The organism is Pseudomonas sp. ES3-33 (genome assembly GCF_000952175.1).
Classification (GTDB): Bacteria; Pseudomonadota; Gammaproteobacteria; order Pseudomonadales; family Pseudomonadaceae; genus Aquipseudomonas; species Aquipseudomonas gregormendelii.
On sequence record NZ_JZRI01000050.1, the window covers coordinates 67,404 to 80,172 of the forward strand.

Genomic DNA, 12,769 nt, shown 5'->3' on the forward strand with positions numbered 1-12,769 from the left:
TGGTCTTCGCTTTAATTCTCGAGGAACAACGCCATGAGTCAAGCATTGCAACGGATTGAACAAACCCGCGAAGCGCTCATCGATGCGCTGGCCGAGCGTGATTGGGATGCGATTGGCGAGCTGGATACGGCCTGCCGGGAATGCGTCGACGAGGTGCTCAGCGAAGCGCCGGTCGACGAGGAGGCCGTGCGGACCAATCTGGAAAGCCTGCTGGCGGTGTACAAGGATTTACTGACGGCGACGATGGGCGAGCGTCAGGCGATAGTAGACGAGATGTCGCAGATCACCCAAGCGAAGAGTGCGGCGAAGGTTTACCATCTGTTTGGCTAATTAATCCCCAGTTAATCCAGACATCTGCGCCATATATTTGACTATGCACGGTTTTTTGACTTAACTAGTGGCTGTTTACTGATTTCAGGCGTCTCATAGGCTTAACAGGTCTGCAAGCGTCTAGCTTGCCCACTCATTTCGGGCATCGAGTTGACTAGGGAAGTTGCTATTGCATGTGGCGTGAAACCAAAATTCTGCTGATTGATGACGATAGCGTCCGCCGCCGCGACCTGGCGGTGATTCTTAATTTTCTCGGTGAAGAAAATTTGCCCTGCGGAAGCCATGACTGGCAGCAGGCTGTGGGCTCTCTATCGTCTAGTCGTGAAGTGATCTGTGTCCTTATCGGGACGGTCAATGCTCCTGGTGCACTTTTGGGCTTGCTTAAGACACTCTCAACCTGGGATGAGTTCCTTCCGGTTTTGTTGATGGGCGATAATTCTGCCAGCGACTTGCCTGATGACCAGCGTCGACGCGTGCTGTCGACCCTGGAAATGCCGCCCAGCTACAGCAAATTGCTCGACTCCCTGCACCGTGCCCAGGTCTATCGCGAGATGTACGACCAGGCCCGCGAGCGCGGTCGGCATCGCGAACCCAATCTGTTCCGCAGCCTCGTCGGCACCAGCCGGGCGATCCAGCATGTGCGCCAGATGATGCAGCAGGTGGCTGACACCGACGCCAGCGTGCTGATCCTTGGCGAGTCGGGCACCGGCAAGGAAGTGGTGGCGCGCAACCTGCACTACCACTCCAAGCGTCGTGACGCGCCGTTCGTGCCGGTCAACTGCGGGGCGATCCCGGCCGAGTTGCTGGAAAGCGAATTGTTCGGCCACGAGAAGGGCGCGTTCACCGGGGCGATCACCAGTCGTGCCGGGCGCTTTGAACTGGCCAATGGCGGCACGCTGTTCCTCGACGAAATCGGCGACATGCCGCTGCCGATGCAGGTCAAGCTGTTGCGCGTGCTGCAGGAGCGCACCTTTGAGCGCGTGGGTAGCAACAAGACCCAGAGCGCCGATGTGCGCATCATTGCCGCGACCCACAAGAACCTCGAAAGCATGATCGAGATCGGCACCTTCCGCGAAGACCTCTACTATCGCCTGAACGTGTTCCCGATCGAGATGGCGCCGTTGCGTGAGCGCGTCGAAGACATCCCGCTGCTGATGAACGAACTGATCTCGCGCATGGAGCACGAGAAGCGCGGTTCGATCCGTTTCAACTCGGCGGCGATCATGTCGCTGTGTCGTCACGGCTGGCCGGGCAACGTCCGCGAGCTGGCCAACCTGGTGGAGCGCATGGCGATCATGCATCCGTACGGGGTGATCGGCGTGGTCGAGCTGCCGAAGAAATTCCGTTACGTCGACGACGAAGACGAGCAACTGGTCGACAGCCTGCGCAGCGACCTGGAAGAGCGGGTGGCCATCAACGGCCATACCCCGGACTTTTCCGCCAATGCCCTGCTGCCGCCGGAAGGCCTGGACCTCAAGGACTACCTCGGTGGCCTGGAACAAGGGCTGATCCAGCAGGCGCTGGATGATGCCAATGGCATCGTGGCGCGCGCCGCTGAACGCTTGCGTATTCGTCGAACCACCCTGGTGGAGAAGATGCGCAAGTACGGCATGAGCCGGCGTGATGGTGATGAACAGGCAGATGATTGACGCCTGTTTTTCAAGTCATTCATTTATAGGCGGTTTTTTTTAGGCACGGGTATTGCTACATCCCTCGCAACGTTCCGTTTAACTGACGGTCAGCCAAGCGAGAGTGCCCGATGCCCCAAGCCGCCCAGATGTCTCCTGTCCCTGATGCTTCGGGGCCACTGTCGTCCGTAGAGCAGGCCAGCCGGCTGGGTCTTGAGCAGTCGTTTGCGCTGTTCAACCAAATGTCGAGCCAGTTGACTGACTCCTACAGCATGCTCGAAGCCCGGGTGACCGAGCTCAAGGGCGAGCTGGAAGTGGTCAGCGCCCAGCGCATGCAGGAACTGGCGGAAAAAGAACGCCTGGCCAACCGCCTGCAAAACCTCCTTGATCTGTTGCCCGGTGGCGTGATTGTCATCGACGCCCAGGGCATCGTGCGCGAAGCCAATCCTGCGGCCTGTGAGTTACTTGGCCTGCCTCTGGAAGGCGAGTTGTGGCGCCAGGTGATTGCCCGCTGCTTTGCGCCGCGTGAGGACGATGGGCATGAAATTTCCCTCAAGGACGGTCGGCGCCTGTCGATCTCGACCCGCTCGCTGGATGCCGAGCCGGGCCAGTTGGTGCTGCTGAACGACCTGACTGAAACCCGTCACCTGCAGGACCAGTTGGCCCGGCATGAGCGCCTCTCGTCCCTGGGGCGGATGGTCGCGTCTTTGGCGCATCAGATCCGCACGCCCTTGTCCGCCGCCTTGCTTTACGCCAGTCACCTGACCGAACAGGCGCTGCCCGTCGCCACGCAGCAGCGCTTTGCCGGGCGTTTGAAAGAGCGGCTGCACGAGCTGGAGCATCAGGTGCGCGACATGCTGATTTTCGCCCGAGGCGAACTGCCGCTGACCGACCGAATCACCGCCAAAATGCTCATGCAGTCGCTTCAGGCGGCGGCCCAGGCGCATGTGCAGGGTCTGCCGATTCGCTGGCAATGCGACAGCCATGCCGGTGAGTTGCTGTGCAACCGCGACACCCTGGTGGGGGCGATCCTCAACCTGATCGAGAATGCCATCCAGGCCAGCGCCACGGACGTGCGATTGAAGGTGCATCTCTATGCCCGGGACAACCACCTGCGGGTGGCGATCAGCGACAGTGGCAGCGGCATCGATCCTGCGGTGCTGGCGCGTCTGGGCGAACCTTTTTTCACCACCAAGGCCACCGGAACGGGCCTGGGCCTGACCGTGGTCAAGGCAGTCGCCCGTGCGCATCAGGGAGAATTGCTGCTGCGCTCGCGACCCGGTCGCGGCACTTGCGCGCAGGTGATCCTGCCACTGTTTTCCAATGAACACCCCCCCTGCAGGAGCGAGCTCGCTCGCGAAAAACGAGAGAGCACCGCGGAGACTCTGGTCCCCGCCGCAATCGAAAACGTCCATCGCAAGCAGGGAGCGAAGTAACCCAAATGCCAATCAAGGTTCTGCTGGTCGAGGATGACCGGGCTCTGCGCGAAGCGCTGGCCGATACCCTGCTGCTCGCGGGGCACGATTACGTCGCCGTCGGCTCGGCAGAAGAGGCCCTGACGGCCGTCACCAAGGATGCGTTCAACCTGGTGCTCAGCGACGTCAACATGCCGGGCATGGATGGTCATCAACTGTTGAGCCTGTTGCGTGCGCGGCAGCCGCAGCTGCCTGTGTTGCTGATGACGGCCCACGGTGCGGTCGAGCGTGCGGTGGATGCCATGCGCCAGGGCGCGGTGGACTATCTGGTCAAGCCGTTCGAGCCCAAGGCGCTGCTCGATTTGCTGGCGCGGCACGCCCTGGGCAGTGTCCCAGCCGAGGGCGAGGGGCCGATTGCGTTCGAGCCGGCCAGCGCCCAGCTGCTGGACCTGGCCGCTCGCGTGGCCCGCAGTGATTCCACCGTGCTGATTTCCGGCGAGTCCGGAACCGGCAAGGAAGTGCTGGCGCGCTACATCCATCAACACTCCCATCGGGCTACCCAGCCGTTTATTGCAATCAACTGCGCGGCGATCCCCGACAACATGCTCGAGGCCACGTTGTTTGGCCACGAAAAGGGCTCGTTCACCGGCGCGATTGCCGCGCAGGCGGGCAAGTTCGAGCAGGCGGATGGCGGCACTATCCTGCTCGACGAGATATCCGAGATGCCCATGGGGTTGCAGGCCAAGCTCCTGCGGGTGTTACAGGAACGCGAGGTCGAGCGGGTGGGTGCGCGCAAGCCGATTTCCCTGGATATCCGGGTGGTCGCCACCACTAACCGCGACCTGGCTGCGGAAGTGGCGGCGGGGCGCTTCAGGGAGGATCTGTACTATCGACTGTCGGTGTTCCCGCTGGCCTGGCGCCCGTTGCGCGAACGGACCGCCGACATTCTGCCGTTGGCTGAACGTCTGCTGGCCAAACACGTCAATAAAATGAAGCATGCGGCGGCCAGGCTTTCGCCAGCAGCGCAGGCGTGCCTGATCGCTTATCCGTGGCCGGGGAATGTGCGCGAGCTGGATAACGCCATCCAGCGGGCGTTGATCCTGCAGCAGGGCGGGTTGATCCAGCCTCAGGATTTCTGCCTGGCCGGGCCGGTTGCCTGTGCGCCGTTGCCGGCATTGGCGGCGCCGCTGCCCCTGGTCGAGGCCGAGTCCGCCGGGGCGCTGGGGGATGATCTGCGCCGACGCGAGTTCCAGATGATCATCGACACCCTGCGCACCGAACGTGGCCGGCGCAAGGAAGCCGCCGAACGCCTGGGCATCAGCCCGCGCACCCTGCGCTACAAACTGGCGCAGATGCGCGATGCCGGGATGGACGTGGAAGCTTACCTGTTCGCCACCTGATCCCAGAGAACCTGATTTGTGATCAGTGCCCACATAGCTGGCACCCTTGTTGCTACCACCTGTATACCCGCCGAGTGAGCGTCAAAAAATTGCGGGTAGTCATTGGGAGTGGAACATGAGCCAAGGTATTGAATTTAATCGGTTGATGCTGGATATGCGAGCCATGCAAATGGACGCCATGTCTGCGCCTAAAGCGACTGCCGCCGTGCCTCAACTGCCGGGCAGCAGCTTCTCCGATATGCTCGGCCAGGCCGTCAATAAAGTGAACGAAACCCAGCAGGCGTCCAGCCAGCTGTCCACCGCGTTCGAGATCGGTAAAAGCGGTGTCGACCTGACTGACGTGATGATCGCCAAGGAAAAAGCCGGCGTGTCGTTCCAGGCCATCACCCAGGTGCGCAACAAGCTGGTCCAGGCGTATCAAGACATCATGCAGATGCCGGTTTAAGGACGATATTGAGTCATGGCAGAAGCAGCCAGCGATAACGTTCCGGCCAAGGCCAGCGCAATAGACGGCAAACCGCCGCTGTTCGGCTTGTCCTTCCTGGAAAACCTTTCCCAGATGACCATGTTGCGTCAGGTCGGCCTGTTGGTCGGGCTGGCAGCGAGCGTGGCCATTGGCTTTGCCGTGGTTCTGTGGTCCCAGCAACCGGATTACCGTCCGCTGTACGGCAGCCTCGCCGGAATGGACGCCAAGCAAGTGATGGACACCCTGGCGGCCGCTGACATTGCCTACTCCGTCGAACCCAATTCCGGCGCCTTGCTGGTCAAGGCCGAAGACCTGTCCCGCGCGCGGCTCAAGCTCGCGGGCGCTGGTGTCACTCCCAGCGACGGCAATATCGGCTTTGAAATCCTCGACAAGGACCAGGGCCTGGGCACCAGCCAGTTCATGGAAGCCACCCGTTATCGTCGCGGCCTCGAAGGCGAACTGGCGCGCACCATCTCCAGCCTGAACAACGTCAAGGGTGCCCGGGTGCACCTGGCCATTCCGAAAAGCTCGGTGTTCGTGCGCGACGAACGCAAGCCGAGCGCCTCGGTACTGATCGAACTGTACTCCGGCCGCTCCCTGGAGCCTGGCCAGGTGCTGGCGATCATCAACCTGGTGGCGACCAGCGTGCCTGAGCTGAGCAAGTCCCAGGTCACCGTGGTCGACCAGAAAGGCAACCTGCTATCGGACCAGGCGGAAAATTCCGAGCTGACCATGGCCGGCAAGCAATTCGATTACAGCCGCCGCATGGAAAGCATGCTGACCCAGCGCGTGCACAACATCCTGCAACCGGTGCTGGGTAACGATCGCTACAAGGCTGAAGTGTCCGCCGACGTGGATTTCAGCGCCGTCGAATCGACCTCCGAGCAGTTCAACCCGGACCAGCCGGCGTTGCGTAGCGAGCAGTCGGTGAACGAACAACGCACCACCAGCAATGGTCCGCAAGGCGTACCGGGGGCCCTGAGCAACCAACCGCCATCGCCGGCGTCCGCGCCTGCAACCACCGGTGGCGCTACCGCTTCTGCCGGCATGGTGCAGCCCGGCCAGCCGCTGCTGGACGCCAACGGCCAACAGATCATCGACCCTGCCACCGGTCAGCCGATGCTGGCGCCTTACCCGGCAGACAAGCGGCAGCAGTCCACCAAGAACTTCGAGCTCGACCGTTCCATCAGCCACACCAAGCAGCAGCAGGGGCGGTTGAATCGCCTGTCGGTGTCGGTGGTGGTGGACGATCAGGTCAAGATCAACCCGGCCAACGGTGAAACCAGCCGCGCGCCGTGGACCGCCGACGAATTGGCGCGCTTCACCCGTCTGGTGCAGGACGCGGTCGGCTTCGACGCCAGCCGTGGTGACAGTGTGAGCGTGATCAACATGCCGTTCTCCGCCGAGCGCAGCGAAGTGATTGCCGATGTGCCGTTCTATTCCCAGCCGTGGTTCTGGGACGTGATCAAGCAAGTGCTGGGCGTGTTGTTCATCCTGGTGCTGGTGTTTGGTGTGCTGCGCCCGGTGCTCAACAACATCACCAATGGCGGCAAAGGCAAGCAGCTGGTCGGCATGGGCAGCGACGTCGAGTTGGGTGGCATGGGCGGCCTGGATGGCGAACTGGCCAACGACCGCGTCAGCCTTGGCGGTCCGCAGAGCATCCTGCTGCCGAGCCCGAGCGAAGGCTATGATGCACAGTTGAACGCAATCAAGAGTCTGGTGGCAGAAGATCCGGGCCGTGTGGCCCAGGTCGTGAAAGAGTGGATTAACGCAGATGAGTGATAACCGAGCCGTTGCCGCCAAACTGTCCAAGGTCGACAAAGCCGCGATCCTGCTGCTGTCCCTGGGTTCTACCGATGCTGCGCAGGTGTTGCGCCACATGGGGCCCAAGGAGGTCCAGCGTGTGGGCGTGGCCATGGCGCAGATGGGCAACGTGCACCGCGAGCAGGTCGAGCAGGTGATGAGCGAGTTCGTCGACATCGTCGGCGACCAGACCAGCCTGGGCGTCGGTTCTGACGACTACGTGCGCAAGATGCTCACCCAGGCCCTGGGCGAAGACAAGGCCAACGGACTGATTGACCGGATCCTGCTGGGCGGCAACACCAGCGGCCTCGACAGCCTGAAATGGATGGAACCGCGCGCCGTCGCCGACGTGATCCGCTACGAGCACCCACAGATCCAGGCGATCGTCGTGGCGTACCTCGACCCTGACCAGGCTGGCGAAGTGCTGGGCAATTTCGACCACAAGGTTCGCCTGGACATCATCCTGCGCGTATCCTCGCTGAACACCGTGCAGCCGGCGGCGCTGAAGGAACTCAACCAGATTCTCGAGAAGCAGTTCTCCGGCAACTCCAACGCCTCGCGCACCAACCTCGGTGGCATCAAGCGCGCAGCCGATATCATGAACTTCCTCGACAGCTCGATGGAAGGGCAGTTGATGGACTCGATCCGCGAAGTCGACGAAGACCTGTCCGGTCAGATCGAAGACCTGATGTTCGTGTTCAACAACTTGGCCGATGTCGACGACCGCGGCATCCAGGCGTTGCTGCGCGAAGTGTCCTCCGACGTACTGGTGCTGGCCCTCAAGGGTTCGGACGAGAACGTCAAGGAGAAGATCTTCAAGAACATGTCCAAACGAGCGGCCGAACTGTTGCGCGACGACCTCGAGGCCAAGGGCCCGGTGCGCGTCAGCGACGTGGAAACCGCACAGAAAGAAATCCTCACCATCGCCCGCCGTATGGCCGAAGCCGGAGAAATCGTTCTCGGCGGGAAGGGCGGCGAAGAGATGATCTAAGGTCACCATGTCGACCAAACACGATGAGTCCCAGACTGACCTGATCCGTGCCAAGGACGTCAGCACTGTCGATATCTGGTCCCTGCCCAGTTTCGATCCCTACGTCCCCGCGCCCGAGCCGGAACCTGTGCCCGAGCCTCCGGAAATGGAGGAGGTGCCGCTCGATGAGGTCCAGCCAATGACCCTCGAAGAACTCGAGAGCATTCGCCAGGAGGCCTACAACGAAGGCTTCGCCACGGGCGAGCGCGAGGGTTTCCACAGCACGACGCTCAAGGTTCGCCAGGAAGCCGAAGCGGCGCTGTCGGCCAAGGTCGGTGCGCTGGAAAAGCTCATGGGTCAGTTGTTCGAACCGATTGCCGAGCAGGACACCCAGATCGAAAAATCTTTAGTCGACCTGGTGCAGCACATCACCAAACAAGTGATCCAGCGCGAACTGGCGATCGATTCGACCCAGCTTGAACACGTCATGCGCGATGCCCTGAAGCTCTTGCCGCTGGGCGTGGGGAACGTTCGGCTGTACATCAATCCGCAGGATTTTGAACAGGTCAAAGCCCTGCGCGAGCGTCATGAAGAAACCTGGCGCATCGTCGAGGACGACACCTTGTTGCCCGGTGGTTGCCGGGTCGAGACCGAACACAGTCGCATCGATGCCACGGTGGAAACACGCCTGGCGCGGGTCATGGCCAAGCTGTTCGATCAACTTCACGAACAGGCCCTGCATCCTGCTGCCCCGGACTTGAGCGTGGAGCTGTCTGGGCGCAATCCGCCGCCAGTCGCCCCGGCGGCGGACGAACCTGATGCGCCTTGATCGCACCAGCTTCGCCAAGCGCCTGGGCAGTTACGCCGAGGCCACGCAACTGACCGGCGGCCCGATCCTGGAAGGCCGCCTGCTGCGCATGGTCGGCCTGACCCTCGAAGCCGAAGGCCTGCGCGCCGCCATGGGCAGCCGCTGCATGGTCATCAACGACGACAGTTACCAGCCAGTGCAGGTGGAAGCCGAAGTCATGGGCTTCTCCGGCAACAAGGTGTTCCTGATGCCGGTGGGCAGCGTCGCCGGTATTGCGCCGGGCGCCCGGGTGGTGCCGCTGGCCGATGCCGGTCGCTTGCCGATGGGCATGAGCATGCTCGGGCGGGTACTGGACGGCGCCGGTCGTGCGCTGGACGGCAAGGGCGGGATGAAAGCCGAGGACTGGGTGCCGATGGATGGCCCTACGATCAACCCGCTCAAGCGCGAGCCGATCAGCGAGCCGCTGGATGTGGGCATCCGCTCGATCAACGGATTGTTGACCGTGGGGCGCGGCCAGCGTCTGGGTCTGTTTGCCGGTACCGGCGTGGGCAAGAGTGTGCTGTTGGGCATGATGACCCGCTTTACCGAGGCCGACATCGTGGTCGTCGGCTTGATCGGCGAGCGCGGACGGGAGGTGAAGGAATTCATCGAGCACATCCTTGGCGAGGAAGGGCTCAAGCGTTCAGTGGTGGTGGCTTCGCCGGCGGACGATGCGCCGTTGATGCGCCTGCGTGCCGCGATGTACTGCACGCGCATCGCCGAGTATTTCCGCGACAAGGGCAAGAATGTCCTGTTGCTCATGGATTCCCTGACCCGATTCGCCCAGGCCCAGCGGGAAATCGCCCTGGCCATTGGCGAACCGCCGGCGACCAAGGGCTACCCGCCTTCAGTGTTTGCCAAGTTGCCGAAACTGGTCGAGCGCGCGGGTAATGCGGAGAAGGGCGGGGGCTCGATCACCGCGTTTTATACGGTGCTGTCCGAAGGCGATGACCAGCAGGACCCGATTGCCGACTCCGCACGGGGCGTGCTCGACGGTCACATCGTGCTGTCGCGGCGCCTGGCCGAGGAAGGTCACTACCCCGCTATCGATATCGAGGCGTCCATCAGCCGGGTCATGCCGTCGGTGGTGACGCCGGAGCACATGACCCGGGCGCAATACTTCAAGCAGCTGTGGTCGCGTTATCAACAGAGTCGCGACCTGATCAGCGTCGGCGCCTACGTGGCCGGCGGTGACCGCGAGACCGACCTGGCGATTGCCCTGCAACCGCAGCTGGTCAAATACCTGCGCCAGGGCTTGAACGACAACATCAGCCTGGGTGAGAGCGAAGCCTATCTTGGCTCGATCTTCGCCCCGGCGGCCGGCGGCTAACCGGCCATGGCCCAGAGTCGAGCTTCGCGCCTGGCGCCCGTGGTGGACATGGCCGAGAAGGTCGAGAAAGCCGCGGTGCAGCGCCTTGGGCATTTTCAGGGCCAGGTGCGCCTGGCCGAAAGCAAGCTCGCCGACCTTGAAGCCTTCCGTCTCGATTATCAGGAGCAATGGATCGTGCGCGGCAGCAGTGGGGTGTCCGGCCAGTGGTTGCTCGGCTATCAGGGGTTTCTCGCGCAACTGGGCACTGCTATCGATCAGCAGCGGCAAAGCCTGGCCTGGCACCAGAACAACCTGAACAAGGCACGCGACACCTGGCAGCAGGCCTATGCCCGAGTGGAAGGGCTGCGCAAACTGGTGCTGCGCTACATGGATGAGGCGCGCCGCCTGGAGGACAAGCGTGAGCAGAAGCTGCTGGATGAATTGTCCCAGCGGCTGCCGCGGCAAAACCCTTATTAATCTCCGCCCCTTTTGATCTTGCTCCTGTCACCACCAAATGCTACACCTTGTACTAGCAAGTTCCCCCAAGACAAGGAAGCCAACAATGTCAGTCGTCTCAGAAGTTTCCCCGGATGGGCAAAAACTGACGATATCGATCAAGGGTCGTTTCGATTTCGCCAAGCATCAGGAGTTTCGCCAGTCCTATGAGGACAGGAATCTCAATGCTGTGGTGGTGGATCTGAAGGAGGCCACCTACCTCGACAGCTCCGCCTTGGGCATGCTGCTGTTGCTGCGCGATCACGCTGGCGGCGACCAATCCGACATTCGCGTGGTCAACAGCAGCATCGACGTGAAGAAAATCCTCGCCATTTCCAATTTCGACAAACTGTTCGACATCAGTTGAATTCGGTGCAGTCGCCGCTTGAAGCACTGACGATCCTGATCGCCGAGGACAGTGCGGCCGATCGCCTGTTGCTCTCGACCATCGTCCGCCGCCAGGGCCATGCGGTGTTGACCGCCGCCAACGGCGCCGAGGCAGTCGAAGCGTTTCGTTCGCAGCACCCGCAGCTGGTGTTGATGGACGCCATGATGCCGGTGATGGACGGTTTCGAAGCCGCACGACAGATCAAGGCGCTGGCCGGGGAAACCCTGGTGCCCATCATCTTTCTGACCTCGCTCACTGAAAGCGAAGCCCTGGCACGCTGCCTGGAGGCTGGCGGTGACGATTTTCTGGCGAAGCCCTACAACCAGGTGATCCTCGCCGCCAAGATCAAGGCAATGGACCGCTTGCGCCGCTTGCAGGCTACGGTGCTGGAGCAGCGTGACCAGATCGCCCGGCACCACGAATACCTGCTCAACGAGCAGCGCGTGGCCAAGGCGGTGTTCGACAAGGTGGCGCATTCCGGATGCCTGAACGCCCCCAACATCCGCTACCTGCAATCGCCGTATGCGTTGTTCAACGGCGATCTGCTGCTGGCCGCGTTTACCCCTGCGGGTGACATGCACGTGCTGCTGGGGGACTTCACCGGCCATGGCTTGCCTGCGGCCGTTGGCGCCATGCCTCTGGCCGAGGTCTTCTACGGCATGACTGCCAAGGGTTACGGGCTCTCGGAAACCCTGCGCGAGATGAACGCCAAGCTCAAGCGCATCCTGCCGGTGGACATGTTCTGCTGCGCGACGTTGCTGCGCCTGAGCTTCCAGAGCCGCTCGGTGGAAGTCTGGAATGGCGGCATGCCCGACGGCTACCTGCACCGGATCGCCACTGGCGAGCGCACGCCGTTGCCGGCCAGGCATTTGCCGCTGGGGGTGCTGAGCCCGCAGGCGTTCGACGATCGCACCGAAGTGCTGCCCATGGCGGTGGGTGATCGGGTGTTCCTGTTGTCCGATGGCGTGATCGACACCTGCGATGCCAACGAACAGCTGTTCGGAGTGGAGCGCCTGCAGCAAGTGTTTGCCGCCAACCGGCAGCCGGATGCACTGTTCCAGGAAATCGAGCAGGCATTGGGCGATTTTCGCGGGCAAGCCCGGGACGATGTCAGTCTGCTCGAAGTCAGCCTGATCGACGCGGCGCAAATGCGCCCACCGACACTGGTCTACTCCGACAGTGGGCAGTCGTGCCCGCTGGACTGGTCCGTCAGCTTCGAATTTCGCGCCGACTCGCTCAAGCGCTTCAATCCACTGCCCTACCTCCTGCAACTGCTCAGCGAAGTGCACGGCCTGCGGGCCCAGAGCGGAGCGATGTACAGTGTGCTGGCGGAGCTGTATTCCAATGCCCTGGAGCACGGCGTGCTCGGGCTCGATTCCAGTCTCAAGCGCGATGCCCTGGGATTTGCCCGCTATTATCAGGAACGCAACACGCGCCTGGATGCCCTGGACGCAGGTTACGTGCGCGTGCACCTGCAGGTGGTGCCGGAGTGCGAGGGCGGTTGCCTGACCATTCGGGTGGAAGACAGTGGCAAGGGATTTGATGTGGTGCGGGTGATCGAGCGACCGCTGGACAGTGTCCGTTTGTCGGGACGTGGCATCAGCCTGGTCCGACAATTGGGGCGTAATGCCCGGTGGTCCGACGATGGTCGCAGTGCTCACGTGGAGTTTTTCTGGGGGGCTCTGGCATAATCCTGCCCATTCTTGATCAAGGAGTGA

Annotated in this window: 11 protein-coding genes and 1 pseudogene; all 12 read left to right on the forward strand. The window is 62.1% G+C overall.

All coding sequences use genetic code 11. The features are described 5' to 3' along the window. The first annotated feature begins 33 nt into the window (after positions 1–33). Complete coding sequence (fliT, locus tag UB23_RS08420) at positions 34–330, forward strand: flagellar protein FliT (protein ID WP_045058885.1); 297 nt, start codon at positions 34–36, stop codon at positions 328–330. Positions 331–503: 173 nt separating this feature from the next. Beyond that, positions 504–1,979: a sigma-54 dependent transcriptional regulator gene (locus UB23_RS08425; protein ID WP_045058886.1), complete on the forward strand. Its 1,476-nt coding sequence runs from the start codon at positions 504–506 to the stop codon at positions 1,977–1,979. A gap of 128 nt (positions 1,980–2,107) precedes the next feature. After that, a pseudogene (locus tag UB23_RS08430) lies at positions 2,108–3,274 on the forward strand (sensor histidine kinase); the annotation flags it as partial. 125 nt (positions 3,275–3,399) lie between these two features. Further along, on the forward strand, positions 3,400–4,773 hold the full coding sequence (locus UB23_RS08435; protein WP_045058887.1) for a sigma-54-dependent transcriptional regulator: 1,374 nt from the start codon (positions 3,400–3,402) through the stop codon (positions 4,771–4,773). Positions 4,774–4,888: 115 nt separating this feature from the next. Continuing rightward, positions 4,889–5,218: a flagellar hook-basal body complex protein FliE gene (fliE, locus tag UB23_RS08440; RefSeq protein WP_045058888.1), complete on the forward strand. Its 330-nt coding sequence runs from the start codon at positions 4,889–4,891 to the stop codon at positions 5,216–5,218. A 15-nt stretch (positions 5,219–5,233) separates the two neighbouring features. Beyond that, the gene (fliF, locus tag UB23_RS08445; RefSeq protein ID WP_045058889.1) at positions 5,234–7,021 is read left to right on the forward strand and encodes a flagellar basal-body MS-ring/collar protein FliF; all 1,788 of its coding nucleotides are present in this window, start codon (positions 5,234–5,236) and stop codon (positions 7,019–7,021) included. Further along, a complete protein-coding gene (gene fliG / locus UB23_RS08450; protein WP_045058890.1) occupies positions 7,014–8,033 on the forward strand; it encodes a flagellar motor switch protein FliG in 1,020 nt (339 codons plus the stop codon). Before fliF ends, fliG begins: the two co-directional genes overlap by 8 nt. Positions 8,034–8,040: 7 nt before the next feature. After that, positions 8,041–8,841, forward strand: coding sequence for a flagellar assembly protein FliH (gene fliH, locus UB23_RS08455; RefSeq protein ID WP_045058891.1), 801 nt, complete (start codon positions 8,041–8,043; stop codon positions 8,839–8,841). Then, complete coding sequence (fliI, locus tag UB23_RS08460) at positions 8,831–10,189, forward strand: flagellar protein export ATPase FliI (protein ID WP_045058892.1); 1,359 nt, start codon at positions 8,831–8,833, stop codon at positions 10,187–10,189. The genes fliH and fliI overlap by 11 nt, the downstream gene beginning before the upstream one ends. A gap of 6 nt (positions 10,190–10,195) precedes the next feature. Beyond that, complete coding sequence (gene fliJ, locus UB23_RS08465) at positions 10,196–10,645, forward strand: flagellar export protein FliJ (protein ID WP_045058893.1); 450 nt, start codon at positions 10,196–10,198, stop codon at positions 10,643–10,645. 85 nt (positions 10,646–10,730) lie between these two features. Further along, the gene (locus UB23_RS08470) at positions 10,731–11,030 is read left to right on the forward strand and encodes an STAS domain-containing protein (protein WP_045058894.1); all 300 of its coding nucleotides are present in this window, start codon (positions 10,731–10,733) and stop codon (positions 11,028–11,030) included. Then, on the forward strand, positions 11,027–12,742 hold the full coding sequence (locus UB23_RS08475; protein WP_152644257.1) for an ATP-binding SpoIIE family protein phosphatase: 1,716 nt from the start codon (positions 11,027–11,029) through the stop codon (positions 12,740–12,742). Before UB23_RS08470 ends, UB23_RS08475 begins: the two co-directional genes overlap by 4 nt. The last annotated feature ends 27 nt before the right edge of the window (positions 12,743–12,769 follow it).

What these genes read in the sequence shown, in the direction of transcription:
- fliJ (WP_045058893.1), top strand. Translation starts at nt 10,196, where the DNA reads ATGGCCCAGAGTCGAGCTTCGCGCCTGGCGCCCGTGGTGGACATGGCC.
- UB23_RS08425 (WP_045058886.1), top strand. Translation starts at nt 504, where the DNA reads ATGTGGCGTGAAACCAAAATTCTGCTGATTGATGACGATAGCGTCCGC.
- fliH (WP_045058891.1), top strand. Translation starts at nt 8,041, where the DNA reads ATGTCGACCAAACACGATGAGTCCCAGACTGACCTGATCCGTGCCAAG.
- fliE (WP_045058888.1), top strand. Translation starts at nt 4,889, where the DNA reads ATGAGCCAAGGTATTGAATTTAATCGGTTGATGCTGGATATGCGAGCC.
- UB23_RS08470 (WP_045058894.1), top strand. Translation starts at nt 10,731, where the DNA reads ATGTCAGTCGTCTCAGAAGTTTCCCCGGATGGGCAAAAACTGACGATA.
- fliI (WP_045058892.1), top strand. Translation starts at nt 8,831, where the DNA reads ATGCGCCTTGATCGCACCAGCTTCGCCAAGCGCCTGGGCAGTTACGCC.
- fliG (WP_045058890.1), top strand. Translation starts at nt 7,014, where the DNA reads ATGAGTGATAACCGAGCCGTTGCCGCCAAACTGTCCAAGGTCGACAAA.
- UB23_RS08435 (WP_045058887.1), top strand. Translation starts at nt 3,400, where the DNA reads ATGCCAATCAAGGTTCTGCTGGTCGAGGATGACCGGGCTCTGCGCGAA.
- fliF (WP_045058889.1), top strand. Translation starts at nt 5,234, where the DNA reads ATGGCAGAAGCAGCCAGCGATAACGTTCCGGCCAAGGCCAGCGCAATA.
- fliT (WP_045058885.1), top strand. Translation starts at nt 34, where the DNA reads ATGAGTCAAGCATTGCAACGGATTGAACAAACCCGCGAAGCGCTCATC.